This is a genomic window from Caenispirillum salinarum, assembly GCF_044803115.1.
Taxonomy (GTDB): Bacteria; Pseudomonadota; Alphaproteobacteria; order Rhodospirillales; family Rhodospirillaceae; genus Caenispirillum; species Caenispirillum salinarum_A.
The window spans coordinates 2137692-2163281 of sequence record NZ_CP085224.1 but is presented as its reverse complement, the minus strand read 5'-3'; the positions used below and the strand labels follow the sequence as shown (position 1 = coordinate 2163281).

The 25590-nt window shown below is 69.9% G+C and carries 20 protein-coding genes; 14 read left to right on the top strand and 6 right to left on the bottom strand.

Annotated features, from left to right (window positions below):
- Window positions 1–4: 4 nt before the first annotated feature.
- The 3 genes from LG334_RS09870 to LG334_RS09860 all read left to right on the top strand — a co-directional run bounded on the left by LG334_RS09870 (window position 5) and on the right by LG334_RS09860 (window position 3782).
- Window positions 5–745 carry a response regulator gene (locus LG334_RS09870; protein ID WP_404385642.1) on the top strand — a complete coding sequence of 247 codons (741 nt, stop codon included), beginning with the start codon at window positions 5–7 and terminating at the stop codon, window positions 743–745.
- Window positions 742–2175, top strand: coding sequence for an ATP-binding protein (locus tag LG334_RS09865; protein WP_404385640.1), 1434 nt, complete (start codon window positions 742–744; stop codon window positions 2173–2175). The genes LG334_RS09870 and LG334_RS09865 overlap by 4 nt, the downstream gene beginning before the upstream one ends.
- A gap of 62 nt (window positions 2176–2237) precedes the next feature.
- The gene (locus LG334_RS09860; RefSeq protein ID WP_404385638.1) at window positions 2238–3782 is read left to right on the top strand and encodes an AMP-binding protein; all 1545 of its coding nucleotides are present in this window, start codon (window positions 2238–2240) and stop codon (window positions 3780–3782) included.
- A gap of 271 nt (window positions 3783–4053) precedes the next feature.
- On the opposite strand, the gene LG334_RS09855 is transcribed toward LG334_RS09860, so the two are convergent.
- The gene (locus LG334_RS09855; RefSeq protein WP_404385636.1) at window positions 4054–4662 is read right to left on the bottom strand and encodes a thermonuclease family protein; all 609 of its coding nucleotides are present in this window, start codon (window positions 4660–4662) and stop codon (window positions 4054–4056) included.
- A gap of 407 nt (window positions 4663–5069) precedes the next feature.
- On the opposite strand from LG334_RS09855, the gene LG334_RS09850 reads away from it, so the two are divergent.
- The 4 genes from LG334_RS09850 to LG334_RS09835 all read left to right on the top strand — a co-directional run bounded on the left by LG334_RS09850 (window position 5070) and on the right by LG334_RS09835 (window position 14221).
- Complete coding sequence (locus LG334_RS09850) at window positions 5070–10070, top strand: PAS domain S-box protein (protein WP_404385634.1); 5001 nt, start codon at window positions 5070–5072, stop codon at window positions 10068–10070.
- A 25-nt stretch (window positions 10071–10095) separates the two neighbouring features.
- Window positions 10096–10539, top strand: coding sequence for a response regulator (locus LG334_RS09845; RefSeq protein ID WP_404385632.1), 444 nt, complete (start codon window positions 10096–10098; stop codon window positions 10537–10539).
- Window positions 10540–10641: 102 nt separating this feature from the next.
- Window positions 10642–13038, top strand: coding sequence for a Tex family protein (locus tag LG334_RS09840; RefSeq protein WP_404385630.1), 2397 nt, complete (start codon window positions 10642–10644; stop codon window positions 13036–13038).
- A 208-nt stretch (window positions 13039–13246) separates the two neighbouring features.
- Window positions 13247–14221 (top strand): hypothetical protein, encoded by a 975-nt coding sequence (locus LG334_RS09835; protein ID WP_404385628.1) that lies wholly within the window; start codon window positions 13247–13249, stop codon window positions 14219–14221.
- Window positions 14222–14251: 30 nt separating this feature from the next.
- Here the strand turns inward: LG334_RS09835 and LG334_RS09830 are convergent, their stop codons facing one another.
- Window positions 14252–15025, bottom strand: coding sequence for a phosphodiesterase (locus LG334_RS09830; RefSeq protein WP_404385626.1), 774 nt, complete (start codon window positions 15023–15025; stop codon window positions 14252–14254).
- Window positions 15026–15128: 103 nt separating this feature from the next.
- Window positions 15129–15365, bottom strand: a complete 237-nt coding sequence (locus LG334_RS09825; RefSeq protein ID WP_404385624.1) for a sulfurtransferase TusA family protein — start codon at window positions 15363–15365, stop codon at window positions 15129–15131.
- A gap of 177 nt (window positions 15366–15542) precedes the next feature.
- On the opposite strand from LG334_RS09825, the gene LG334_RS09820 reads away from it, so the two are divergent.
- From LG334_RS09820 to LG334_RS09800, 5 genes are all read left to right on the top strand, one after another.
- A complete protein-coding gene (locus LG334_RS09820) occupies window positions 15543–16211 on the top strand; it encodes a fused MFS/spermidine synthase (RefSeq protein ID WP_404385622.1) in 669 nt (222 codons plus the stop codon).
- 106 nt (window positions 16212–16317) lie between these two features.
- The gene (locus tag LG334_RS09815) at window positions 16318–16647 is read left to right on the top strand and encodes a rhodanese-like domain-containing protein (protein ID WP_404385620.1); all 330 of its coding nucleotides are present in this window, start codon (window positions 16318–16320) and stop codon (window positions 16645–16647) included.
- Window positions 16648–16754: 107 nt separating this feature from the next.
- On the top strand, window positions 16755–17678 hold the full coding sequence (locus LG334_RS09810) for a sulfite exporter TauE/SafE family protein (RefSeq protein ID WP_404385618.1): 924 nt from the start codon (window positions 16755–16757) through the stop codon (window positions 17676–17678).
- Between the two features lie 191 nt (window positions 17679–17869).
- A complete protein-coding gene (locus tag LG334_RS09805; protein ID WP_404385616.1) occupies window positions 17870–18457 on the top strand; it encodes a universal stress protein in 588 nt (195 codons plus the stop codon).
- A gap of 108 nt (window positions 18458–18565) precedes the next feature.
- The gene (locus LG334_RS09800) at window positions 18566–19429 is read left to right on the top strand and encodes a fumarylacetoacetate hydrolase family protein (protein WP_404385614.1); all 864 of its coding nucleotides are present in this window, start codon (window positions 18566–18568) and stop codon (window positions 19427–19429) included.
- Between the two features lie 16 nt (window positions 19430–19445).
- Here the strand turns inward: LG334_RS09800 and LG334_RS09795 are convergent, their stop codons facing one another.
- The 3 genes from LG334_RS09795 to otnI all read right to left on the bottom strand — a co-directional run bounded on the left by LG334_RS09795 (window position 19446) and on the right by otnI (window position 23106).
- Window positions 19446–20384 (bottom strand): IS110 family transposase, encoded by a 939-nt coding sequence (locus tag LG334_RS09795; protein WP_404378827.1) that lies wholly within the window; start codon window positions 20382–20384, stop codon window positions 19446–19448.
- Between the two features lie 434 nt (window positions 20385–20818).
- The gene (locus LG334_RS09790; RefSeq protein WP_404385612.1) at window positions 20819–22246 is read right to left on the bottom strand and encodes a hypothetical protein; all 1428 of its coding nucleotides are present in this window, start codon (window positions 22244–22246) and stop codon (window positions 20819–20821) included.
- A gap of 77 nt (window positions 22247–22323) precedes the next feature.
- A complete protein-coding gene (gene otnI, locus LG334_RS09785; RefSeq protein WP_404385610.1) occupies window positions 22324–23106 on the bottom strand; it encodes a 2-oxo-tetronate isomerase in 783 nt (260 codons plus the stop codon).
- 97 nt (window positions 23107–23203) lie between these two features.
- On the opposite strand from otnI, the gene hemN reads away from it, so the two are divergent.
- Together hemN and LG334_RS09775 are read left to right on the top strand one after the other, a co-directional pair.
- Window positions 23204–24553 carry an oxygen-independent coproporphyrinogen III oxidase gene (gene hemN / locus LG334_RS09780; protein ID WP_404385608.1) on the top strand — a complete coding sequence of 450 codons (1350 nt, stop codon included), beginning with the start codon at window positions 23204–23206 and terminating at the stop codon, window positions 24551–24553.
- A 523-nt stretch (window positions 24554–25076) separates the two neighbouring features.
- Window positions 25077–25343: a hypothetical protein gene (locus tag LG334_RS09775; protein ID WP_404385606.1), complete on the top strand. Its 267-nt coding sequence runs from the start codon at window positions 25077–25079 to the stop codon at window positions 25341–25343.
- Window positions 25344–25590: the final 247 nt, after the last annotated feature.

Below are 25590 nucleotides of genomic sequence, written 5' to 3'. Positions count from 1 at the left end.
CGGCATGAGCACCGACGCCCCGCATCTCCTTGTGGTCGATGACGACGCCGAGATCCGCGACCTGCTGGACCGCTTCCTGTCGAAGCACGGCTTCACCGTCTCCACCGCCGCCGACGGCCCCGCCATGCACGCCCGCATGGCCGAGGCCGCACCGGACCTTTTGGTGCTCGACCTCATGCTGCCGGGCGAGGACGGGCTGTCGCTGTGCCGCGCGTTGCGGGCGGCAGGCGACCGCACGCCCATCATCATGCTGACCGCCATGGGCGAGGACGTGGACCGCATCGTGGGCCTGGAAATGGGCGCCGACGATTACCTGCCCAAGCCCTTCAACCCGCGCGAGCTGGTGGCCCGCGCCAAGGCCGTCCTCCGCCGGGCGGAACCTCACGCGGCGGCCGACCCGCCTGAAGAGGGCGACGTCGAGCCGCCCGCCCTCTACCGCTTCGCCGGCTTCACGCTCGACCGCGCCACCCGCGCCTGCACCGGGCCCGACGGCGCGGCGGTGGAGCTTTCGGCCGGCGAGTACGACATGCTCATGGCGTTCCTGGAGCACCCCCGCCGCGTGCTCAGCCGCGATCAGCTTCTGGACCTGGCGCGCGGGCGGCAGGCCATGCCGTTCGACCGCAGCGTCGACATCCAGGTCAGCCGCCTGCGCCGCAAGATCGAGCCCGACCCGAAAAATCCCAGCCTGATCAAGACGGTGCGCGGCGGCGGCTACCTGTTCACGCCCGAGGTCGTCCGACCATGACCGCCACCGCTTCCGCCAAGCCCCCCCGCCGGCGGCTGCCCCTGCTGCCCGACAGCATCACCGGCTGGTTCCTGCTGGTGCTGGCGGCGGTGCTGATCTGCTCGCACCTGGCGGTGCTGGCCGTCTATGCCCGCGACCGGCACCAGGCGCTGGAAGCCGCCGGTCTGCGCCAGGCGGCGGCGCGCATGGCGGCGGCGGTGGAAACCGTGGGCGCCGCCCCCGCCGAGGCGCGGGCGCCCATCGTCCGCGCCATGGGCGGGCCGGGCTTCCACCTGGGTCTGACCGACACACCCCTCGCCGAGCCGCGACGCGGCGGTGCGCTCGCCCGCGTGCTGGCGCAGCTTCTGGCCGAGCGCCTGCCGGGGGGCACCGACATCGTCGTCGGCCGCCTGAACCGCGACGCCCTGCCCGAGCGGGGACCGGGGCATGATCGCGGAATGGGTCCGGGCGCTCGTCACCACATGATGATGACCCCCTCCCGCCCGGGTCAGGACCTGACCCATCTGGCCGCCTCGGTCCGCCTGCCCGACGGGGCGTGGCTGACGGGCCTCGCCCTGCTGGAGCGGCCGGAGCGGCTGTGGCGGCCGGCCTTCCTGGGGTGGGTGACGGGCCTTGTCCTCGTCGTCGCCGCCGTCGCCTGGTGGGGGGTCCGGCGCGCCGTGCGTCCCCTGCGGGTGCTGGAGGCCCATGCCGCGCGGCTGGGGGTGGACGTCGCCCATGCCGAGCCCCTGCCCGAGTCCGGCCCGCGCGAGGTGCGCGGCGCCGCCACCGCCTTCAACGAGATGCAGCGCCGCCTCACACGCTATGTCGAGGACCGCACGCGCATGCTGGCCGCCATCTCCCACGACCTGCGCACGCCCATCACCCGCCTGCGCCTGCGCGCCGAGCTGATGGACGACGACGGATCGGGCGATCGCGCCAAGATGCTCCGCGACCTGGAGGACATGGAGCGCATGATCGCCGCCACCCTGTCCTTTGCGCGTCAGGACGCGGCGGCGGAGCCGGTGGAACCGCTGGACCTGGCCGGCCTCCTGCGCGATGCCGCCGAGGGCCGCGCCGCCACGGCCGTCGAGGCGCCCGGGACGCTTGAAATCCTGGGCCGGTCGACGGGCCTGCGGCGGGTCTTCGCCAACCTGATGGACAACGCCGAGGCCTATGGCCACGCCTGCCGCGTGACGCTGCGCACCGCCGACGGCGCGGCGGTGGTGACGGTGGACGATGACGGCCCCGGCATCCCCACGGCCGAGCGCGAAAAGGTCTTCGCGCCCTTCTACCGCCTGGAAGGCTCGCGCTCGCGGGAGACGGGCGGCACGGGCCTCGGACTGTCGGTGGCGCGCACCATCGTCCACGCCCACGGCGGCACGATCACGCTCGGCGATGGCCAGGGCGGCACCGGCCTGCGCGTGACGGTGACGCTTCCCCGAGGGTGACGGCAGGCGCGCGCATCGCTACCCTGGTGCCCCAATAAGAATGCCAGGGAGTATCACCGTCCATGAACGTCGCCAGCCTTCTCGTCCGCGCCGCCGGATGCGCCGGCGACCGGGTCGCCGTGCAGCACGGCACGACCACGGTCGCCACCTATCGCCAACTGGCCGACCGGGTGGCGCGGCTGGCGCGCGGACTGGCCGACGAGCTGGGGCTGCACGCCGGCGACCGGGTGGCGCTGGTGATGACGAATTGTCCAGATTATGTCGACGTTTTATTCGCGATCTGGCATGCCGGCCTCGTCGCCGTCCCCATGAACGCGAAGCTCCACGCCATGGAGTTCGACTTCATGCTGGACGACGCCGGCGCGAGCGTCTGCCTCGCCACGCCCGACAAGGCCGCGACGGTGGCGGAGGCTCCCTCGGTCAAGACCGGCCAGGTGCGACTGGTGGAGGTGGGCTCGGCCGATTACGCCCGCCTGCTGGACGCCGAGCCCCTGCCCCTGGTCGAGCGCGACCAGGACGACCTGGCGTGGCTGTTCTACACCAGCGGCACCACAGGCAAGCCCAAGGGCGCCATGCTGTCCAATCGCAACCTCTTGACCATGACCGCCTGCTACGCCCTGGACGTGGACGCGGTGACGCCCGACGACGGCCTGCTGCACGCCGCCCCCATGAGCCACGGGTCGGGCTTCTACATCTTGCCCCATGTGGCGGCGACGGCGCGGCAGGTGATCCCGGAAAGCGGCGGCTTCGATCCCGCGGAAATCCTGGCCCTGCTGCCCCGCCATCCCAACCTGTCCTTCTTCGCCGCGCCCACCATGGTGTCGCGGCTGGTTTCGCACCCCGGCCTGGCGGGCGCCGACACGGGCAACCTGAAAACCATCGTCTATGGCGGCGGGCCGCGCTATGTGGCCGATGCCAGGACGGCCATGGAGGTGCTGGGCCCCAAGATCGCCCAGATCTACGGCCAGGGCGAAAGCCCCATGTGCATCACCGCCATGAACAAGGCCCAGCACGCCGACGCCGCCAATCCCCGCCATGAGGCGCGGCTGGCATCGGTCGGCCAGCGCCAGGCGCTGGTGGAGGTGCGGGTGGGGGACCCCGGCGGCCGCGCCCTGCCGCCCGGTGAAAGCGGCGAAGTGATGGTGCGCGGGCCGGCGGTCATGCTGGGCTACTGGCGCAACCATGAGGCCACGGCAAAGACCATCCGCGACGGTTGGCTATACACGGGCGACGTGGGAGCACTGGATGCCGACGGCTATCTGACCCTCATGGACCGCAGCAAGGACGTCATCATCTCGGGCGGCACCAACATCTATCCGCGCGAGGTGGAGGAAGTGCTGCTGACCCACCCCGGCGTGCGCGAGGTTTCGGTGGTCGGCCGCCCCCATGCCGACTGGGGCGAGGAGGTGGTGGCCTTCGTGGTGACCGACCCTGCCGTCAGCCCCGACATGGAGCCCACGCCGGAGGCGCTGGACAGCCTGTGCCTGGCATCCATCGCCCGTTTCAAGCGTCCCAAGGATTACCGATATCTGCCGGAACTGCCGAAAAACAACTACGGCAAGGTGCTGAAAACCGACCTGCGCCGCCTGTTGACGGACGATGGGTAAAGGCGGGCCACCACTTGCTCCGGGCGGGCGACGGTCGACACGGCTTCCCGTCATAATTCAGTCATAAATCGCAGGGGAGCCATGCGATTTTTGCATTTACTTTCGATGGCGCCGTGGGGCATGGTGCGGGTTCTTCCGGCGGCGGTGCTTCTTTCAGCGCCCGCCGCGCCCGCGGCTCTCCCCCCCTTGCTGTCCGCAGGCGCGGTGTCCCCGATCCCCATCCAAGGCGCGGATGGACGCCGCCGCCGGAACTCCCCATAGACAGACTCGGTTATTCAGCCTCCGACGGTTTCCGCTCGGCGGCCTCTTCGCGTGTCTTCTCGGCCAGTTGCGCCCGTTCCGCCGGCAGGCGCTCGCCCGCCAGCCACTGCTCGGGCGGGACCCAGGCGCTGCCCCACAGGCCAAGCTGGGCGGTGCGCGCCTGCGCCTCGGCCTGGGCATAGCGGTCGCCGATCGCCACTGCGCGCCCCTGCTTGACCAGGGTTTCCGCCACGTCGCGACCTTCCACCAGGCAAGTGACACGGCCCGCCTCGCCACCCGTCGCCGGCTGGCAGTCCAGCGGCTTGACGCTCAGGTTGACGATCTTGGCCAGCGCCGCCGTCGCCTGGTCGCCGCAGGACTCGAGCCGCCCCGCCCGCTCGCACTGCTGGCCCGGCACGGGAGTCCTGATGCCGGCCAGCTGGACCGTGCGGCCGTCGATGCGCAGGGTGCGCCCGTCGACCACCTGGACCACCTGGCCGCCGCGCTCCAGCTTCGGGACCTCGGCGGCGGAAGGGGCGCCGGTGGCGCGCGGCTCCGCCTTCAGGTCCATGACGCCGCCCGCAAGCAGCGCCGCCAGGACAATGGCGCTCAGGACGGATGCTCCGGTCAGCTTGCTCATCAAGGGTCGTCTCCTGCCGGTATCGGGTCAGGCTAGCCTCACCCGCGGTAATGGCGGCAATGGGCACGGAATGGGGCCATGTCATGGCGCGACGTTTCCGGGACTCACGCCGCCCCGCCGCGTGGCGGGGCATGGGTGTCGTCGGGGCAGCGCTCCCGCTCGATCTGAACGGTCGCATGGGTAATGCCGAAGCGATGCGCCGGTTCCGCGTGGGTGTCCCGAAGGACGGCCCTGTCATCCGTATGCTCCGCCAGCCTTGCATGCAGGGTGACAACTGTGCGCTCGGGCGTCAGCGCCCGGGCGTGCAGGTGGTGGTCGCCGTCGCGTCCTTATCGCATGGGTATCGTCCGGCGGCGCGCATGCCCTATAGTGGCAAGGGAACGATCGTTATTGGTGGCCCGATGCCCGTGTCCGCGCCTGTTTCCTCTGCTTCCATGTCGGCCCTGCTGGACCGCCTGTCGACCCCGGTGTGGGTGTTCGACATGGACCGCCCGCGCATCCTCTGGGCCAATCCGGCGGCCCTGGCCCTGTGGGAAGCCGACAGCGTGGAGGCGCTTTGCCAACGGGATTTTTCCGACCGCACGGCGGCTGCGACGGCGCGCACCGAAGCCTGTCGCGACAGCTTCGCCGCCGGACGGATGGTGGAGGAGACCTGGACCTTCTATCCCGGCGGCCGTCCGACGGTCGCCCGCTGCCGCTGTCAGGGCATCGACTGGCCGGGCACCAATGCGGCCATGCTGGTCGAGGCCGACCGTGTCTCCGCCGCCGAGGCCCCGCCCGACCTGGTGCGCGCCGCTGAGGCGCTGCGGCACGCGCCCGGCCCCATGGCGATGGTCGCGCTGGACGGGCGGGTCCTTCTGCGGAATGCCGAGAGCCAGCGCCTGTTCGGATATTCCGACAGCCTTCTGCAGGACAAGATCAACGTCGACGGGCTGGCCGACTCCATCCTGGCCCAGGCGGCCGCCGGCGAGGCCTTCGACCTGTGCCTCCCGGCCCAACCTAGAACAGGGCCCGCCCGCTGGCACCTGATGCAGGTCACGCCCCTGGCCGACCCCGGCAGCGGCCGGCCGGTGGCGCTGCTGCACGAAACCGACATCACCGAAAGCCGCGAGACCGACCGCGCCCGCAAGGGCCAGCGGCGCATGTTCGAGCAGATCCTCGACACCCTGCCGCTGAACGTCTTCGTCAAGCGCGGCGACGGCCGTTTCGCCTTCATGAACGCCGAGATCCTGCGCACCGTCGGCCGCAGCCGCGAGGATGCCGCCGGCCGCACCGACCGCGACCTGTTTCCGCCCGAGGTCGCCGCGCGCCTGGCCGAAGACGACAGCGAGGCCTGGAAGAAGGGACGGCTCGACTTGCGGGAAGAGGCCCTCGTGCTGCCCGACGGCCGCACCGCCACCATGCTGGCCGGGAAGACCATCGTCCGCGACGAAACCGGTGAGCGCCTGCTGGTCGGCTACTCCGTCAACATCGACGACCGCAAGGCGCTGGAGCAGGAGACGCGCCGGCAGAAGGACTTCGTGCGCGCCGTCATCGACAGCGACCCCAACCTGATCTTCGTGAAGGACCGCGCCAACCGCTTCCTGCTGGTCAACAAGGCCACCGCCGACCTGTTCGGCACCACGCCCGAGGCTCTGGAATACGCCGACAACGCCGCCGTTCACGACAACACCGAAGAGGTCGACGGCTACGCCCGCATGGACCGCGAGGTCATGGACACCGGCCGTGCCGTGGAGGTGGAGGAGACCTTCACCCTGCCCGACGGCCGCGTCCGCATCTATCAGACCCTGAAGCAGCCGATCGCGCTGGCCGACGGCGGCACCGGCGTCCTGGCCGTCTGCGTCGACATCACGCGGCTCAAGCACGCCTCGCGGGACGTGGCGGCGCGCGAGGCGCGGCTGCGGGCGATCCTGTCCACCGTGGTGGACGGCATCGTGACCATCACCGCCGACGGCGTCATCCAGAGCGTCAATCCGGCCGCCGAACGCATCTTCGGCTACACCGGCGAGGCCATGGTCGGGCGCTCGGTCGACGTGCTGATGCCCGACGCCTATGCCGCCGACCCCGGCCGTGGCATCAAGCCCCTGCTGGAAGATGGCGGCCCGCGGAAGCTGGGCGTCGTACGGCGGCTGGACGGCCGGCGCAGCGACGGCACCGTCTTTCCCATGGAAATCGCCGTGAACGCGGTGGAGGAAGGGGGCCAGCGGCTGTTCATCGGCGTGGTGCGCGACGTCACCACCCGCGCGCGGGCCGAGGCGGCCCTGCGCGAGAGCCAGCAGCGGTTCCGCGACTTCGCCGAATCCGCCTCGGACTGGTTCTGGGAAATGGGGCCCGACCTGCGGTTCACCAACGTCATCGCGCCGGGATTCGCCGACCCCGACCGCATTCGCACCCACCTTATCGGGCGCCGCCGCGACGAGCTGATGGCACCCACCACGGACCCCGAGGCCATCGCCGCGCACATGGCCGAGCTTGAGGCCCGGCGGCCGTTCAAGGACCTGCGCTACCGCGGCATGGACCCGGCCGGGCGGGTGCGCTGGCTGCAGGTTTCGGGCAAGCCCGTCTTTTCGGTCGAGGGGGCGTTCCTGGGCTATCGCGGCACCGGACGCGACGTGACGGACCAGATCGAGGCCGAGGAACGGGTGGCTTCGGCCGAGCGCCGGCTGATGACCGCCATCACCGCCATCTCCGAGGGCTTCGCCCTGTTCGATGCCGACGACCGCCTGGTGCTGTGCAACCAGCGCTACCGCGAGACCTACCGCATCATCGCGGACCTGCTGGAACCGGGCGTTTTCTTCGAGAACCTGGTGTGGGCGGCCGCCGAGCGGGGCGCCTTCGCCCAGACCGGACAGGAGCTGCGCCGGTACTGCGAGCGCCGCATCGCCGAGCACCGCAACCCGACCGGCGTGCCGCTGATCCAGCACATGGCCGACGGCCGCTGGCTCCAGAGCGTCGAGCGCCGCACGCCGGACGGCGGCGTGGTCGGCACCCGCGTCGACATCACCGACCTGCAGACCGCCCGCATGGCGCTGGAGCGCCTGAACCGCCGCAACGAGCTGATCCTGAATTCCGTCGCCGACGGCATTCTGGGCGTCGACCCGCGCGGTACGTGCATCTTCGTCAACCGCTCCGGCGCCGCCATGCTCGGGTTCGGCGCCGACGAACTGGTTGGGGCGCCGCTGCATCCGCTGATCCACTACAAGCACGCCGACGGCAGCTTCCTGCCGCGCGACGACAGCCCGCTGGTCACCGTCGCCCGCGACGGCCGCCCCCGGGGAGTGGACGAGGACGTGTTCTGGCACAAGTCGGGCACGCCCCTGGACGTGGCCTATGCCGCCGCCCCCATCATGGACGAGGGCGCCGTCTCGGGCGCGGTGATCGCCTTCCGCGACATTTCAGCCCGCAAGCAGGCCGAGACGGAACTGCGCGAGGCCAAGGACCTCGCGGAAGCCGGCGCGCGTGCCAAGTCGCGCTTCCTGGCAACCATCAGCCACGAAATCCGCACGCCCATGAACGGCGTCATCGGCATGACGGGACTGCTGCTGGATACCGACCTGGACAGTCAGCAGCGCCGTTTCGCCATGACCATCCGCGACAGCGCCGACGCCCTGCTGGCGCTGCTCAACGACGTGCTGGACTTTTCCAAGATGGAGGCCGGCCGGCTTGAGCTGGAGGTCAGCCCCTTCGCCCTGGGACCGCTGGTGGAAGGCGTGGTCGACATCCTGGCGCCCCGCGCCCTGGAGAAGGCGGTGGACGTCCACGCCCACGTCGACCCGGCGGTCGCCGGCACATACCTGGGCGACGCCGGCCGTCTGCGGCAGATACTGCTTAACCTGGTGGGCAACGCAGTGAAGTTCACCGACGCCGGAGCGGTCACGATCAGCGTGGATGCCGCCGCCGCGCAGGGCGACGCGGACGCCCTGCGCTTCACGATCAGCGATACCGGCTGCGGCATCGCCGCCGACGTTCTGCCCACCCTGTTCCAGGAATTCAACCAGGGCGATGGCGATGCCGCGCGCCGCGCCGGCGGCACCGGGCTGGGGCTCGCCATCAGCCGCCGCCTGGCCGAGGCCATGGCCGGCGTCATCGAGGCCGAGAGCACCCAGGGCATCGGCACCACCTTCACGGTGACCCTGCCGCTGCCCCGCGCCCTGCACGGCACGGGCCCCGCCGTCGCCGCCGCCCGTCCGCTGGCCGAGGCGCGCCTGCTTGTGGTGGCGGCACCGGGCCCGGCGCGGGAGATGCTGACCCGGCACCTGCGCGGCGCCGGCGCCGCCGTCGCGCTGGCCGACGACGGTGCGGCCGGAGCCGGACGGCTGGCGGAGCGCTCGGTGCTGGCGCCGCCGGGAGCACCCCGCTTCGATGCCATGGTGGTGGACGGCGCCCTGCCCGATGCCGCGGCGCCCCTTGTCCGCCGGCAGGACGACCACGCGCTGGGGCCGGTGCGGACGCTGCTGCTGGAAGGCTGGGCCGAGCCCGGCTCCGCCGCGCAGGCCGGGGCGGATGCCCTCCTGCCGCGCCCGGTGCGCCAGAGCGAACTGCTTGCCGCGCTGGCCGACCTCATCGCCGGCCGGGTGCCCGCGCCGGGTCCGGTCGCGCAGGCCCCGCGCCGCGACGCACCCGCCCGCCGGCTCCGCATCCTGGTCGCCGAGGACAACCCGGTGAACCAGCAGGTGGCCCAGCGCATGCTCGAACGCCTTGGCCATCATGTGGATCTGGCCGCCGACGGTCTGGAGGCCGTGGAAGCGGTGCGCGCCCTGCCCTACGATCTGGTGGTCATGGACATGCAGATGCCCGAGATGGACGGACTGGAGGCCACGCACCGCATCCGCGCCATGGGCCCGCCGCTGGACACGGTGCCCATCGTCGCCATGACCGCCAACGCCCTGCCCGCCGACCGCCAGGTCTGCCTGGATGCAGGCATGACCGACTACATCGCCAAGCCGGTGGACATGGACGGGCTGGCGGCGGTGATCGACCGGGCCATGGGCACCGCGTCCCGGACCGAAGGGCCCGACGCCGCGCCGCCGCCCGCCACGGCGGAGGCGGACGGCGCCGGCGACGGCGGGCTGATCGACGCCGAGAAGCTGCAGGAGCTGGAGGAGCAGATTTCTCCCGAACTGGTCCGGGAATTGCTGGAAACGTGTCTCAGCGAAGCGGACGGTTTCGCCCGGGCCATCGCCGAAGGGGCGGAGGCCGGGGACCTGGATCAGGTGGAATACGCTGCGCACAGCCTGAAAGGCAGCGCCGCGAACTTCGGCCTGAAGCGCCTTGCCGACACCGCATGGCGGCTGCAGATCGCGGCCGCGGGCGGCGATGCGGCGGCGCTTCCCGATCTGGTGGGCGATCTGCGACGCACCCTGCAACGCAGCCGCACCGCCTGCACCGAAAAGCTGGCGGCCGGCTGATCCGGATACGGAGAGACACGCCGTCATGCATCGCATCGCCGTCGTCGACGACAGCCTCGTCAGCGCCTTGCTGCTCAAGCACCTTTTGACCCGCCTGCCGGACGTGACCGTCGAGGCCTACCAGGACCCCATCGACCTGCTGGCCGCCTGCGCCAAGGGCGGTGTCGACCTGGTGGTGGCCGACTACCGCATGCCCACGCTGGACGGGGCGACCCTCATCGGCGCCCTGCGGCTGCTTCCCGGCTGCGAGGCCATGCCGGTGGTCATCGTCAGCGGTCAGGCGGGCATCCGCGAGCGGGCGCTGTACGCGGGCGCCGCCGCCGTTCTGGGCAAGCCGGTGGAGCCCCTGTTCGTGCAGGAAGTCGTCGCCGGCCTGCTCGGCATCAAGGCCGCCGCCCGCCCGGCGCTGCATGAAGATCGGCCGACGGTGGTGGAAGTTCTGGCCGAGGCCGTCCAGCCTCGGGCCTGATGCCCTTCCCGCGGGCAAGGTCAAGACTGGTTTTTGCCCGGCCGCTCGGCTACACAGCGCGCTTCCACCCTTCGCGTCCTGGACAGAACAGAGAGTGCGCGCGTGAGCCGATCCATCGCCCAGACCATCGCCACCGACCTCGGCGTCCGCGAGGCCCAGGTGGCCGCCACCATCGAGCTGCTCGACGGCGGCGCCACGGTGCCCTTCGTCGCCCGCTACCGCAAGGAAGCGACCGGCGGCCTCGACGACACTCAGCTTCGCACCCTGGACGAGCGCCTGCGCTACCTGCGGGAGATGGATGAACGGCGCGGCGCCATCCTCAAGTCCATCGACGAACAGGGCAAGCTGACCGACGAACTGCGCAGGCAGATCGACGAGGCCGACAGCAAGGCGCGGCTGGAGGACCTCTACCTCCCCTACCGCCCCAAGCGCCGCACCAAGGCCATGATCGCCCGCGAACAGGGGCTGGAGCCGCTGGCCGACGGGCTGCTCGCCGATCCCTCGCAGGACCCGGAGACGGTCGCCGCCGGCTTCGTGGACGCGGAAAAGGGCGTCGCCGACACCAAGGCGGCGCTGGAGGGGGCCAAGCAGATCCTCATGGAGCGCTTCGCCGAGGATGCCGAGCTTGTGGGTGCCTTGCGTGAAGAAGTCTGGAGCACCGCGCGCCTCAAGGCCCGCGTGGTCGAGGGCAAGGAGCAGGAGGGCGCGAAGTTCTCCGACTACTTCGATTGGGGCGAGCCGATCCACAAGATCCCGTCGCACCGGGCGCTGGCCATGTTCCGCGGCCGCAAGGAAGAGATCCTGTCGCTGACCCTGTCGGTGGACCCCGAGGACGGCGGCCCCGGCCGGTCGCACTTCGAGGACAAGGTGGCGCGCCGCTTCGGTATCGTCGACCAGGGCCGCCCGGCGGATAGCTGGCTCACCGAATGCGCCCGCTGGGCCTGGCGCGTGAAGATGAGCCTGCACATCGAGCTGGACCTGACCGGCCGCCTGTTCGAGGCGGCGGAAGAGGAAGCCATCAAGGTCTTCGCCAACAACCTGCGCGACCTGCTGCTGGCCGCCCCCGGCGGCATGCGCCCGACGCTGGCGCTGGACCCCGGCTTCCGCACGGGCGTTAAGGTGGCCGTCATCGACGCCACCGGCAAGCTGATGGACACCGCCACCATCTACCCGCACGAGCCCAAGCGCCAGTGGGACCAGAGCCTCGCCGTCATCGCCGCGCTCTGCCAGAAGCACGGGGTGGAGCTGGTCGCCATCGGCAACGGCACCGCCAGCCGCGAGACGGACCGCCTGGTGGCCGACCTCATCCGCAACTATCCGGCGCTGAAGGTCACCAAGGTCATGGTCTCGGAGGCCGGTGCCTCGGTCTATTCGGCCAGCGAGTTCGCCGCCAAGGAATTCCCCGACCTGGACGTGTCCCTGCGCGGCGCCGTCTCCATCGGCCGCCGCCTGCAGGACCCGCTGGCGGAACTGGTGAAGATCGACCCCAAGAGCATCGGCGTCGGCCAGTACCAGCACGACGTCGGCCAGGGCAAGCTGGCCCGCGCGCTGGACGGCGTGGTGGAAGACTGCGTGAACGGTGTGGGTGTGGACATCAACACCGCCTCCGTCCCCCTGCTCGCCCGCGTCTCCGGCCTGGGCGACAGCCTGGCGCGCAACATCGTCGCCTGGCGCGACGAGAACGGCGCCTTCCGCCAGCGCAAGCAGCTGAAGGACGTGCCGCGCCTCGGCCCCAAGGCCTTCGAGCAGGCCGCCGGCTTCCTGCGCATCACCGACGGCGACGACCCGCTGGACCGCTCCGCCGTCCACCCGGAGGCCTATCCGGTCGTGCGCCGGATCATCGAGGCGACGGGCACGCCGATCGACCAGCTCATCGGCAACGTCAAGCTGCTGCGGTCCCTGGACCCGGAGCGCTTCACGGACGAAAAATTCGGCGTACCCACCGTCGCCGACATCCTGAAGGAGCTGGAAAAGCCCGGCCGCGACCCGCGACCCGAATTCAAGACCGCGGAGTTCAAGGAAGGCGTGGAGGCGATGAAGGACCTCAAGCCCGGCATGCTGCTGGAGGGCGTGGTGTCCAACGTCGCCAACTTCGGCGCCTTCGTGGACATCGGGGTCCATCAGGACGGCCTGGTTCACGTCTCCGCACTGGCCGACCGCTTCGTCAAGGACCCGCGCGAGGTGGTCAAGCCCGGCGACATCGTGAAGGTGAAGGTGCTGGAGGTCGACCTGCCGCGCAAGCGCATCAGCCTGACCATGCGCCTGTCCGACCAGCCGGGTGCGGAAAGCCGTCCGGGCGGCGGAGCCGGCAAACCGGTATCGGACACGCGCGGCGGACGCGGCGGCCCCGGCAAGCCCGGCGGCAAGGGCGGCCCGAAGCGCGGCGGCGGCAACGGCGGCAGCGGCGGCGGCGGCGGCGGCGGTCGGCCGCAGCAGGATGCCGGCGCCTTCGGCGGCGCTCTGGCTGAGGCTTTTGCCAAGGCCAAGGCTAAAAAATAAAAGTGTCTGAGACAATTTTTCGGCGGAAATGGAATAATAATGGTCATTTACGACGAAAGGTTGAATGCCGCGATGCAGTAACCCCTGCTTTATTTGCCCTCTTTCCAGCAGGGGGAAGTATCCGCTAGGGTATGCGAGGCGGGACGGTCGCGCCGTCGGCGGAACGACCGTCCCGCGCCTCGTTTTCAACTGAACCGGAGGCGTGGGCATGATCACGCCGGACACGTTGCACATCCGCTGCGGATCGGACATTCGGGAAGCCCTGGCCCTCGGCGGGGTGCCTGGCGACTACCTGGAGTTCTCCGACCCCGTGTGCCAGGGCCCGCTGCCGCCCGGCATGGCCGACTCGGGTGACGCCCTGATCGAGCGCCGCGCCCACTTCATCACCCGCGAATACGGCATTCCGCTTGGCGAAGCCATCCGCAAGCTCAAGGCCGAGTGGGAAGGCCTGAAGGCCGCGCGGGAGCGCGACAGCCTGGTGCTGTGGTTCGAGCACGACCTGTACGACCAGACCGTGCTGATCCGCGTCCTTTCCTGGCTGCGCCGCAACCCGCCCAAGGCCGGGTCCGAGGTGTCGCTGGTGACGATCCACCGGCATCCCGAGATGGAGGATCGCTTCATCGGCCTCGGCCAGTTGACGCCGACCCAGCTTGCCGCCCTGACGGAAACGGCCGTGCCGGTGGACGCCGCCATGCTGCGGGCGGCCTCCGACGCCTGGGCGGCCTTCCGCTCGCCCGACCCGGAAGAGGTGCAGATGCTTGCCGAGGCGGGCTCGCCCCACCTGCCTTTCCTGTCGGCGGCCCTGCGGCGCCATCTGCAGGAACTGCCGTGGACCCGCGACGGCCTCAGCCTGACCGAGCGCCTGGCCCTGCGCGCCGCCGCCTTCCGCCCGTCTTCGGATCGCGACCTGTTCCGGGCGGTACAGGAGATCGACCCGCAGCCCTTCCTGGGCGACGCCATGTTCAATGCCGTTCTGCGACGCCTGGAGGTGGCGCCCCGCCCGGCGCTGCGGCGCGACGATACCGGCCGCCTGGCCCCCACCCGCCAGGGCGAGGCCCTGCTGGCCGGCATGGGCGACTGGCTGGACTGGAACCCGCCTGAACACTGGGTCGGCGCCGTCGACCTCGCCAACGACGCGCCGCCCTGGCGCTGGGACGAGGACGCTGGGTCGGTGGTGCGGTAGGGGGTCCGCTAGGGGGCGGCAGGGTGCGCCTCACACCGTCGCGGTGTGCGTCACCAGGCCGCCCGTCTTCGTCCACATGTGCATCTGGAAGCCCGGCGCCGCCGCCGGGACCAGGCGGAAGTCCGCCCCCTCGCGCAGGTCCAGGGCGATCTCGAAGCACGTGGACGGCGCGGCGGTGACCGTGGCGCCGTGCCAGCGGGTCGCCACCGGCCTGTGCAGGTGGCCGCACAGCACCCGCTCGACCTGCGGGTTGCCCGACAGGACCGACGCCAGCGCGTCCGCCCCTTCCATGGGGCTGCGGTCGAAGGGCGCGAGCCCGGTCAGGAAGGGGACGTGGTGCATGAACAGCACGGTGGGCACGCCCCGCGCTTCCTCCAGCGTGCGTTCCAGCCAGTACAGCCGGTCCAGGCACAGCCGCCCGCCGTCGTGGCCGTCGCGCAGCGTGTCCAGGCCGACCAGCCGCAGCGGAAAGCCATCCACTACGTACTGCAGATAGCCGCTTTCCGGCAGATAGCCGTCCGGGCGGAAGACCGCGCGCAGGGCGTCGCGGTCATCGTGGTTGCCGGGGACGACGAAATGCGGCACCTGCAACTGCGACAGGATGCCGCGCAGGTGTTCGTAGTCCGCCGGGCCGCCGTCGTTGACCAGATCACCAGTCACCAGCACAAGGTCCGGGGCCGGCGCCGCGGCATTGAGCGTCCGCACCACCTTGAGCAGCCGCGCCGACGAATCGCCGCCCGGCTCGCGCTCCGGCGCCGCCTGGACGTGTGTATCGGTGATCTGCGCGATCATCATGGACGGCATGGCGGTGTGCTCCCCTCCCTCGCCCCGGCCCGGGCTGTCGGCGGCATCCTAAACCGGGCGCCACGAGCAACCAACCCGAAAGAAAGGGATTTGCGTAAAATTCTTAACTTTTGCGGATCAGGAAGCCGAACACCTCGCCGTCCTGCCACTGGCGCTCCAGCACGTGCCCCGTCTGGGCGCAGAGGCTTTTGAAGTCGGGCACCGCACCGGGGTCCGTGGCGTGAACCTCCAGCAACTGGCCGGACGCCAGGGCGTTCAGCGCCTTCTTGGCGCGCAGGACGGGCAGCGGGCATTGCAGGCCGCGCACGTCCAGCAGCGTGTCGGCGGCGGTGTCGGTCATGGCCGGGACTCCTCTTCTTTTTGCAAGGCCGGGCAGGCCGTCCCATAATAGGAGCCGGAGCGCACCCGCGAAACACCGGCGATGGGCCGTGGCGGCCCACGATGCACCGCCGCGCCTTCGCCCCATGACGCGCGCTGCCACAACCGCCCCGTCATCCCGAGCCAGAGGCGCCGGCCGATGCCCCGAGACGGCTTTCCCGACGACAACCTGTCCGTCCGCGGCAGCGGCCTGCGGATGGGCCTCTATGCCGTGGCGCTGGCACTGGGCGGCGGGGCCGTCGCCGCCATCGCCTGCGCCGGATCGTGGCTGCTGGCTGCGTCGGGCGACCCGCGCTGGCCGGCGGAGGCGGGAAGCGTCCTGCTGGGGCTGGCCGCCGGCGTGTGGCTGGGCGGATGGCTGTCGGGGCCTCTGTCGACCCTGCGCGGCACCCTGCGGCGTCTGGCGGCGGCACTGGGCGCGGCGGCGGTGACCACGGTGGGGGCGGCCGCCCTGCCGCAGACCGCCATGCGGACGGTGGAGGCCCTGGCCCTGCCGCCCGAGGCGCAGCCCGTCGTCCTGTCCCTTGCCCTGCTGCTGCCGCCCAGCCTGTGTGCCGGCGCGGCACTCGCCATGCTGCTCAAGCTGGCGGTGGACGAGCGGCCGCTGGCACGCGGTCCGGCGCTGGGCGGCATGCTGGCCTGCGGCGCGCTGGGCGGGTTCGGCGGCACGCTGATGGCCGACATGCTGGCCCTGCCCCGCATGGGCGCGGCGGGCACGGTGATGGTGGCCGGCCTGGCCTTCGCGGCCCTGGCGCTGGTCTTCGTCCTGGCCGAGCCCCGCCCGGCGCCGCCGCCCGACGGCGCCTGAGGCCGGCGCCCGACCGCCAAGCCCCTTGTCCCAACGGCGCGGCGCCCCCATTCTTCCGCTTACGCAATCGTTTCCGCCCCAGACGCGAGAGAGGACCCCGCGCCCCATGACCACGGTTCGCATGACCACGCCCGAGGAAGTGAAGACCTGGATCGACGAGGATTCGGCCGTCATCGTCGACGTGCGCGAGCCGCACGAGTTCGCGCAGGCCCACATTCCGGGCGCCCGGATGGTACCGCTGTCGCGCTTTGATCCCGCTGCCCTGCCCGAGGTGCCGGCGGGCAAGCACCTGGTTCTGCACTGCGCCAGCGGCGTGCGCTGCGGCACGGCGGCCTCGGCGCTGAAGGCCTCGGGCTTTCAGGGCGACATCAACCGCCTGGAGGGCGGCATCATCAACTGGTATCGATCGGGCGGTGCGCTGGAATCCGGCGAATGACTCGCACCTGCCTCTTTCTTCCGCGGGCCGGACGCGATAGCGTTGCGGCGGCGCGTCGGTCGGCGCGCCTGCCCCAACCCTGACGCGCCGCCGCCGAACCGCCCTTCATGGACATCTACCTTCCAGTCGCCAACCTGACCGAGAACGTCCTCATCCTGTTCGGAGTCGGCGGGCTTGTGGGCGTGCTGTCGGGCATGTTCGGCGTCGGCGGCGGCTTTCTGCTGACCCCCCTGCTCATCTTCCTGGGCATTCCGCCGACGGTCGCCGTCGGCACCGGTGCCAACCAGGTGGTCGGCGCCTCGGTCTCGGGCGTGCTGGCCCACTGGCGGCGCGGCAACGTCGACGTGAAGATGGGCATGGTCCTGCTGCTGGGAGGCCTGGCCGGCTCCACGCTCGGCGTCTGGCTGTTCGCGCTGTTGCGCCAGGTCGGCCAGGTGGAACTGGTGGTGCAGGTCCTCTACGTCGTCATGCTGGGGATCATCGGCGGCCTCATGCTGTTCGAAAGCCTGCAACAGATCCGCCGGCGGCGCGGCGGGCGGCGCCCCAAGAGCCGCAAGATGCATCGTCACGCCTGGGGCCAAAACATGCCGTTCAAGGTCCGCTTCCGGCGCTCGCGGCTTTACATCAGCGTCATTCCGCCCTTTGCCATCGGCGCCTTCGTCGGCATCCTGTCGGCCATCATGGGTGTGGGCGGCGGGTTCATCATGGTGCCCGCCATGATCTACCTGCTGGAGATGCCGACCGCCGTGGTCGTCGGCACATCGCTTTTCCAGATCATCTTCGTCGCCGCGAACGTCACCTGGTTGCAGGCCAGCGCCAACCACGCCGTGGACGCCGTTCTGGCGGTGATCCTGCTGGCGGGCGGAGTCGTCGGCGCCCAGTTCGGCGCCCGCATCGGCTACAAGCTCAACGCCGAGCAGATGCGCAGCATGCTGGCGCTGATCGTGCTGGCGGTGGCCGGAAAGCTGCTGTTCGACCTGGTGACTCGCCCCGCCGACCTTTACAGCCTGGGCCTGCCGCCGACGGCCTGAACGGCCGCATGTCCGCACCTGCACGGCGGTCTTCCGGTGTAGTTGTACCTCCTTGCGCTGCACCAATCGAGCAATGGGCGTGGATGCGGCCCTCTCTGTTTGTGTTGGTCTGATTCCGTTGCCATGATGGAGGCCGAGCACGACTGGAGCCGACGCAAAAGAATTCGGCCCGACTGCCGGGAGGAACCGCAATGCAGATCGCGCAATGGGCCGCCCTGGGCGGTGGCCGCTTCTTTCCGTCCCGCGAGGCCCCGCCCCCATCGGCGCCCGAGGCCCAGCCGATCGACGGCCGGACGACTCCCGCCAGCGCGCCGCAGGGTCGTCGCGCCTTTCTGGTGGTGGTCGACGACAGCCCCGAAATGACGGCTGCCGCCCGCTTCGCCGCCCGCCGCGCCGCCCGCTCCGGCGGTCGCGTGGCGCTGCTGTCAGTGGTGGAGCCGGTGGACGGCGGCCACTGGATGTTCGTCGGCAACCTGATGGCCGAGGAAGCCCGCGAGGACGCCGAGCGCCGCCTTCAGCAGGTGGCCGCCACGGTCCATGCCTGCTCGGGCGAACGTCCCGAACTGATCGTCCGCGAGGGCAGCCTGAAGGAACAGCTGTTCAAGCTGATCGAGGAGGACGACGAGATTTCCATCCTCGTCCTGGGGGTGGCCGCCACCGGCGAGGGGCCGGGGCCGCTGGTGCAGTCGCTGACCGGCAAGAATGCCGGGAAGCTGCGCATTCCCGTCACCATCGTCCCCGGAGACCTCTCGGACGCGGAGCTTGAAGCCCTGACCTGAAGGGTTGGGGGACTTTGCCGTCTTAGGTCCATGGTCGTCTTCCGGTCGGGGGGCGGGCACTGCTATAGTGCGCGCCCGACACCGGTTCGCCGACCAGGAGACGCCTGCATGAAACTGTTGCGATTCGGCCCGCGCGGCGCCGAAAAGCCCGGACTGCTCGACACCACGGGCACGATCCGCGACCTGTCCGCCCTGGTGGACGACATCACGCCTGCCCTGATGACCGCCGACGACTGGGCCCGCCTGCGCGCCGCCGCCGCCGAGCCGGAGTCGCTGCCGGCCGTGGCCGCCGCCGATGCCGCCCGGCTGGGTCCGCCGGTGGCGGGGGTGGGCAACATTCTGTGCATCGGGCTGAACTATCGCGACCACGCCGCCGAGACCGGCTCGCCCGAACCGACCGAACCCATCGTCTTCAACAAGCACACCAGCGCCCTGTCCGGCCCCAACGATCCCCTGCCCCTGCCCCGCGGCTCGCTGCGCACCGACTGGGAGGCGGAACTGGGCGTCGTCATCGGCAAGCCCTGCAACGGCGCGCGCGAGCGGGACGCGCTGGATTATGTGGCAGGCTTCTGCGTCGGCAACGACGTGTCCGAGCGCACCTACCAGTTCGACCGCGGCGGCCAGTGGATCAAGGGCAAAAGCTGCCCCGGCTTCTGCCCGCTGGGCCCATGGCTTGTGACGCCCGAGGAGATCGCCGACCCGCAGGACCTGCCGGTCTGGCTGGAGCTGAACGGCGAGCGGATGCAGGACGGCACCACGCGCGACATGGTGTTTGGCGTCGCGCACCTGATCAGCTACCTCAGCCGCTTCTTCACGCTTCTGCCGGGCGACGTGATCCTGACGGGCACGCCGGCCGGCACGGGCATGGGCCACAAGCGCTACCTGAAGCAGGGCGACACGCTGCGGCTTGGCATCGACGGCCTGGGCGAGCAGCGCCAGACGGTGGTGGAGAACGCCTTCGCAGCGGTGTGAGCGACTGTCTTTCCGGTCAAACGATTTGCTCGCGCCATGGCTGGGCCTCCCGGATGATTGCATTGAGGATTGTGATGAGCTTGCGGGCGACGGCGATGATGGCAACGAGCTTGGGTTTGCCCTGAGCGACGAGGCGATCCCGAAACCCCTTGAGCAGGGGATTGTGCCGCGCGGCGACGAGGGCCCCCATGTAGAGGGCAGTTCGGACGGCGGCACGGCCGCCGCCGATGAAGCTCTTGCCACGCCATTTGCCGGATTGCCGCGTCCACGGCGCCAAGCCGACCAGAGCGGCGATTTGCCGGCGGTCGAGGGTGCCGAGTTCCGGCAGTTCGGCGATCAGGGTGCGAGCGATCTGGTCGCCGACGCCGGGAACGGATTTGAGGAGCTCGACTTTTTCCAGCCAGCTGGGCGACCGGCGGATGCTGTCGTCGATGTCCAGGTCGATGTCGGCGAGTTCCTTCTCGAGTGCTTTCAGCAGCCGCCTGATGCTCCTGGCCGTCCGGGAAGAGGCCCGTTTGAGCCTTTGGTTCTCCGCACCGATCATCGCAATGATCTGCCGTCTGCGAGCGACGAGATCGGCCAGCGCCTCGGTCTCGGCGTCAGGCAGCGGGCGCACTTCAGGCTTGGTGGCTTCGGCGAAACGAGCGATCACCGCAGCGTCGATCGGATCGGTCTTGGCCCGTTTCCCAAGGGCTTGGGCGAAGGCACGCACGCGCGCCGGATTGACCACGACGACCGGAAGGCCGGCGGCGGCCAGGGCTGCCGCGACGACGGTCTCGAAGCCGCCAGTGGCCTCGATCGCGATCCGCTCGGCGCCGAGCGGCTTCAATCGCTCGACCAGATCCGACAGCCCGCCATGATCGCGCGGAACATGGAAAGCGGCCATCGAAGGCGAGGTGGTGGCGACGTCCAACCGATCCTTCGAGACGTCGATGCCGATGTTGAGAGCGTCCATCCGATCCCATCCTTGCGCAAGCGGGCTTCGCTTCGAGCGGCCCAAGCGACTGTTCGGGTTCGATGGAACGGCGGACGAGGACCCTGGCTCACACACGGGCTTGGTGTCCCTGAGGGGCGTCGGTCTCTCGTCCGCCACCGCAACCGGTATCATACCGGATTCGGCACATGCTAAGTTACAAGGGCGCTATTCCCGGCCGAACGCGGGGACGCCACAAAAGCACCAGGACACCAAAGCTTTCCGGCTGCAACGGAATACGATGCGAGGGAGCCACGGGCTTCCTCGCGCTCCCTCGATTCCTTAATCACTAGCCTCCCGACAGACCGGGCAAAGGTGGGCGGGAAGGGGATGATAGCGCGCCTTCGCGCGCTGTCTTGGTGTCTTGGTGTCTTGGTGCCTTGGTGTTTCAACACCTACGCCAGCCGATGACGCGCCTACCCCAGCTTTTCCAGCTCGCCCTTGCGCAGCGACTCGAACAGGCCGGCGCACACCATGCGCAGGTCCTCGGCGTTCTTGATGCTGCCCTGGCCCGACTGGGCGTCGGCCTGGTAGTTGAAGCTGTTGTTGAACTTGGCGGGGATGGTCTGCCAGATCTTCAGGCGCTTCGGGTCGTTGCAGACCTTGGCGAAGGTTTCCTCGTCGGAAAACTCCTCGCCGGCGAAAACCATGATGTCGCGGCCTAGCTCGCGGTTGTTGATCTGCTCCAGCACGCGGCTGACCGGCGGCGGTATGTGCTGCGTCAGGTGGCCGAGCGCCGGCGCCACATGCTCGGGCACGTTCATGACGTTGCGCAGTCGCTCGGGCTCGTCGAACAGGGTCCAGATGCGCTCGCCGAAGATGGGCGTCAGGCGACGGATGGTGGCATCCACGTTGGCGCCCTGCTTCAGCACCTCATTCAGGCCGGTGGCGTGCTCGGTCACCAGGCTTTCGAAGGTGCGGCTTTCCAGGGCCGCGATCTCGGGCTCCATCTCGTCCAGCTTGCGCTGCTGGGCCTGGCTGACCTTGCCGCGCTGGCCGGGCTTGGAGACCGGAACGCCGAGGCGTGTTTCGGCATAGGCCCGGCTGACGCCGCGCAGGACCGAGATGTCGGCGCTTCTGAGCGCCAGCACGGGCTCCAGTTCCTCGGGCGTGCGGAAGAACCGCAGCAGGCCTCCCAGCGCCTCGGCCTGGGCGGCGCGCAGGCGGGCATAGGCGCGCACCATGGAGAACTGCCATTCCTCCCGCAGGTGCGGCTTGATGATGAGGTAGACGCCGTGGCCCGGGTAGTACTCGCGGAAATCCCTGGCCTCGAAGGTTTTCTCGCCCGAGATCAGCTTGCGCGTCGCCACCGAGATCCGCCCGCCGATGGACTTGCGCTCCTGCGCTTCCTCCTTGGCGTGGCGCTTGGCCTCGCGCTTGGCCTCCTTCTCCGCCCAGGCCCGTTCCATGCGGTCCAGATAGATGCGCGTCGCCCCCATCAGGTGGGCGCGCATCACCTCCTCGTAGGTGCGGCCGCAGGGGGCGATGGGGGTCTGCCGGTCCTGCACGACCGCCTCTCCGCCGCCGTCCTTGGCGAGGAAGAACGGCTTGAACTGCGGCGATTCGCGCAGTTCCCACACCATGTTCAGAAGCGCCGGCACGGTCTCGGGCAGGTCGCCCAGCACGTCGTCGACTCGGCGGCGCTCGCCCAGCGACTGGATGAAATCCTGACGGCCCGCCTTTTCCAGCAGCTTGAACAGCGCCTCGTACCCCTTCTGCGCACGCTGGCGCAGTTCCGGACAGACGCGGCGCTCCGATCCCGCCGAAGCCGAAGCCGACGCCGGACGACCGCCTGCGGACGTCTTCGCGGGTTTTGCCTGACCTGTCTTACGCGCTGGGGACACGATGCGGCTTCTCCTGAACCCTTCCCACGGCACCGGGGGCGTGCCAGCGGCAGGGTATACCGACTACCCCCAAAGGTCTAGCCGATGCCCCATTCTTTTGCCCAGCGCAGACCGGTGCGGGTGTCGATCCGCGGCTTGTACTCGCAGCCGATCCAGCCGTTGTAGCCGTGCGCGTCGATCAGGTTGAACAGGTAGCGGTGGTTGATCTCGGAGTTGGCGTCGGGCTCGTGCCGCCCCGGCACGCTGGCGACCTGCATGTGCGCGATGCGCGCCATGTTGGCCTCCAGGAAGTCCGTCAGGCCGCCCTGGACCATCTGCGCGTGATAGAGATCGTATTGCAGGTACAGGTTCTTGTGGTCGACGGCCTCCAGCACCGTCAGGGCATCCTCGGGCCGGGTCATGAAGTAGCCGGGCATGTCGACGGGATTGATCGGCTCGATAAGGATCTTCACGTCCTGGGCCAGCGCCTCGTCGGCGGCGTAGGCCAGGTTGGCGATGTAGGTGTCGAAGGCGGCGTCGATGTCGTCCTCGTCGACGATCCCGGCCATGACGTGCAGGCGCGGGCAGTCGAGCAACCCTGCGTAGTGAAGGGCCAGTTCCAGCCCGTCGCGGAACTCCTGCTCGCGGCCCGGCACGGCGGCAAGGCCGCGCTCGCCGGCTTCCCAATCGCCGGGCGGGGCATTAAATAGGACCATAGAAAGTTCCGCGCAGGCGACCATGTCGGCCAGCCGGGCGGCATCCACGTGATAGGGAAACTGGATTTCCACGCCCTTGAACCCCACCTCCTTCGCGGCGGTGATCCGCTCCGGCAGGGGCAGGTCGGTGAACAGCGTGGACAGGTTTGCGGCGAAACGAGGCATGGCCCCTCCGGTTGACGACGCGCTAGACTAGCCGCACGGTAGCGGGATGCCAACGCCGGCACCACCGCCAAAAACGGGTGGAAACACAAGAGGACCCATGCGACACGATCTCGTCGAGAAATACGACCTGCGGCTGCCGCGCTACACGTCGTATCCCACCGCGCCCCACTTCACCCCGCAGGTGACCGGGGAGACCTACGGCGCGTGGCTGAAGGAGCTGCCCCTCGACACCGAGTTGTCGCTCTACTTCCACATCGCCTATTGCGCTGAAATGTGCTGGTTCTGCGGCTGCCACACCAAGATCACCAAGCGCTACGACCCCATCGCGGTGTACCTGGAGGCCCTGCTGGCCGAGGTGGATCTGGTGGCATCCAGGCTGCCCGGCCGGTTCAAGGCCAAGCACGTCCACTTCGGCGGCGGCACGCCGTCCATCCTGACGGGCGATGACTTCAAGCGCGTCATGGACAAGGTGCGGGAGCACTTCGACCTGACGCCCGAGGCCGAGGTGGCCATCGAGCTGGACCCCCGCACGGCCGACGAGGACTACATCATCGCCATGCGCGAGGCCGGCGTCACCCGCGCCAGCCTGGGCGTTCAGGACTTCAACCTGAAGGTCCAGGAGGCCGTGAACCGCGTCCAGCCCTACGACCTGGTGGCCGAGATCGCGAGCCTCTTGCGCAAGCACGGCATCAGCGAACTCAACATGGACCTGATCTACGGCCTGCCCTACCAGACCACCGACAGCGTGGTGGAGACCATCGACCAGGCCATCACGCTGAAGCCCCGGCGCATCAGCCTGTTCGGCTATGCCCACGTGCCCTGGATGCGCAAGCACCAGACGCTCATCCCCGACGAGGCCCTGCCCGGCATGGGCGAGCGCTGGAGCCAGTACGATGCGGCCCAGGACCGCCTGAAGGAGCACGGCTACGTCGCCGTCGGCCTGGACCACTTCGCCGCGCCCGACGACGAGATGGCCGAGGCGCTGGCCAACCACACGCTCCACCGCAACTTCCAGGGCTACACGACGGACACGGCGACGACGCTTCTGGGCTTCGGCGCGAGCGGCATCGGCTGGCTGCCGCAGGGCTACGTGGTCAACGACGGCGGCATCCACGCCTATCAGCGCATGGTGCACGACGGCCTGCTGCCCACCGCCCGCGGCCGCGCCATCGACGACGAGGACCGCCTGCGCCGCGACGTGATCGAGCGCCTGATGTGCGACCTGGAGGTGGACCTAGCGGCCGTCTGCGCGCCCCACGGCGTCGACCCGTCGCACTTCACGCCCGAGATCGAGGCCATGAAGGACCTGGAGGACGACGGCGTGCTGATCCGCACCGGCTGGCACCTGCGCGTAACCGACGACGGCCGTCCCCTGGTGCGCGCCGTGGCGGCCAAGTTCGACCAGTACCTGAAGGCCGGAGAACAGCGCCATTCCAAGGCGGTTTAGCGCGCCGGACCCGGACTTGAAGGGCAATGGGCGTCCGTGTTTCGCGGGCGCCCTTTTCCTTTGCCGGGCCGGCAGTGCGGCGCGGCGCACCTGCTCGCGCGTTTGTGATCCTGACCGGGCGGCGGCGGTACGCAAACACCTACCACCGTCGGAGGAGCCGCCGGCGCCGGCACGGGACGCCGCCGTCCCCGCCCATGCGCCCCACAGCGGCTCCATGGCGCCAGGACGCTCGAAATCCCGAGTCGCGGCCAGTCTTTCGGTCCGGTGCGCTGCCCCTGGCGCGACGGCTGCGCGCCACCGGACATACCCGCCACCGATTTGTATCGCCTGCACGCATGCGCTGTTTGCGCATTACCGTGACGCATGTGGCTGTTGGTACAGTGTTACCGGGACGCAATCCGGCACGAGTACTCGGCAGGATCCCTCCTGACAGCCGCAAAAACCTGTGTGCGGCCACGCGATTTGCGGGATGGATTTACACAAGACGGTCTGGCCGAACCTTGGCACGGCAAGGAGACGGGTCATGGACGAACATGCGAAGCCGTGGTGGCAGTCGCGGGCTGTATGGGGCGGGATTGTCGCGCTTGGCGCGACCATCCTTCAGGCGATCAACCCGCAACTGCAACTCGACGGCGAAACACGGGACGGCCTCGTGGAGGCCATCCTTGCCGTCGCTCAGGGAGCCGGCGCGCTGCTGGCCATCTACGGCCGTGTCGCGGCGAAGAACCGCGTCAGCGTCCGCAGCGGCCCGCAAAAGGAGACGCCGCCGACCCAGCCGAACGCGGCCTGACCAACGGGTGTTTCTGGCCGACGCCTTACGACGGCACGCCGGTCGCCATCGAAAACGGCGGCATCCCGGCGGCGGCCAGCCTTACGAAATTCAGCGCGTCCGCACTCCGTTCGGCGCCCCTCTGCACCGCATGAAACGCCGTCCGGCGGAATGCCGAAAGGGGTGTCGCCGGGGGCAGCACCCCTCCTTTTTTCCCGGCGCCGGGGTCCTGGATTTGCCCTTCCTGACGCTTTCCCTTGTCTGTACA

Coding starts and splice junctions, on each gene's coding strand:
- LG334_RS09870 (WP_404385642.1), top strand. CDS start 5: ATGAGCACCGACGCCCCGCATCTCCTTGTGGTCGATGACGACGCCGAG.
- LG334_RS09865 (WP_404385640.1), top strand. CDS start 742: ATGACCGCCACCGCTTCCGCCAAGCCCCCCCGCCGGCGGCTGCCCCTG.
- LG334_RS09860 (WP_404385638.1), top strand. CDS start 2,238: ATGAACGTCGCCAGCCTTCTCGTCCGCGCCGCCGGATGCGCCGGCGAC.
- LG334_RS09855 (WP_404385636.1), bottom strand. CDS start 4,662: ATGAGCAAGCTGACCGGAGCATCCGTCCTGAGCGCCATTGTCCTGGCG.
- LG334_RS09845 (WP_404385632.1), top strand. CDS start 10,096: ATGCATCGCATCGCCGTCGTCGACGACAGCCTCGTCAGCGCCTTGCTG.
- LG334_RS09835 (WP_404385628.1), top strand. CDS start 13,247: ATGATCACGCCGGACACGTTGCACATCCGCTGCGGATCGGACATTCGG.
- LG334_RS09830 (WP_404385626.1), bottom strand. CDS start 15,025: ATGCCGTCCATGATGATCGCGCAGATCACCGATACACACGTCCAGGCG.
- LG334_RS09825 (WP_404385624.1), bottom strand. CDS start 15,365: ATGACCGACACCGCCGCCGACACGCTGCTGGACGTGCGCGGCCTGCAA.
- LG334_RS09820 (WP_404385622.1), top strand. CDS start 15,543: ATGCCCCGAGACGGCTTTCCCGACGACAACCTGTCCGTCCGCGGCAGC.
- LG334_RS09815 (WP_404385620.1), top strand. CDS start 16,318: ATGACCACGGTTCGCATGACCACGCCCGAGGAAGTGAAGACCTGGATC.
- LG334_RS09810 (WP_404385618.1), top strand. CDS start 16,755: ATGGACATCTACCTTCCAGTCGCCAACCTGACCGAGAACGTCCTCATC.
- LG334_RS09805 (WP_404385616.1), top strand. CDS start 17,870: ATGCAGATCGCGCAATGGGCCGCCCTGGGCGGTGGCCGCTTCTTTCCG.
- LG334_RS09800 (WP_404385614.1), top strand. CDS start 18,566: ATGAAACTGTTGCGATTCGGCCCGCGCGGCGCCGAAAAGCCCGGACTG.
- LG334_RS09795 (WP_404378827.1), bottom strand. CDS start 20,384: ATGGACGCTCTCAACATCGGCATCGACGTCTCGAAGGATCGGTTGGAC.
- otnI (WP_404385610.1), bottom strand. CDS start 23,106: ATGCCTCGTTTCGCCGCAAACCTGTCCACGCTGTTCACCGACCTGCCC.
- hemN (WP_404385608.1), top strand. CDS start 23,204: ATGCGACACGATCTCGTCGAGAAATACGACCTGCGGCTGCCGCGCTAC.
- LG334_RS09775 (WP_404385606.1), top strand. CDS start 25,077: ATGGACGAACATGCGAAGCCGTGGTGGCAGTCGCGGGCTGTATGGGGC.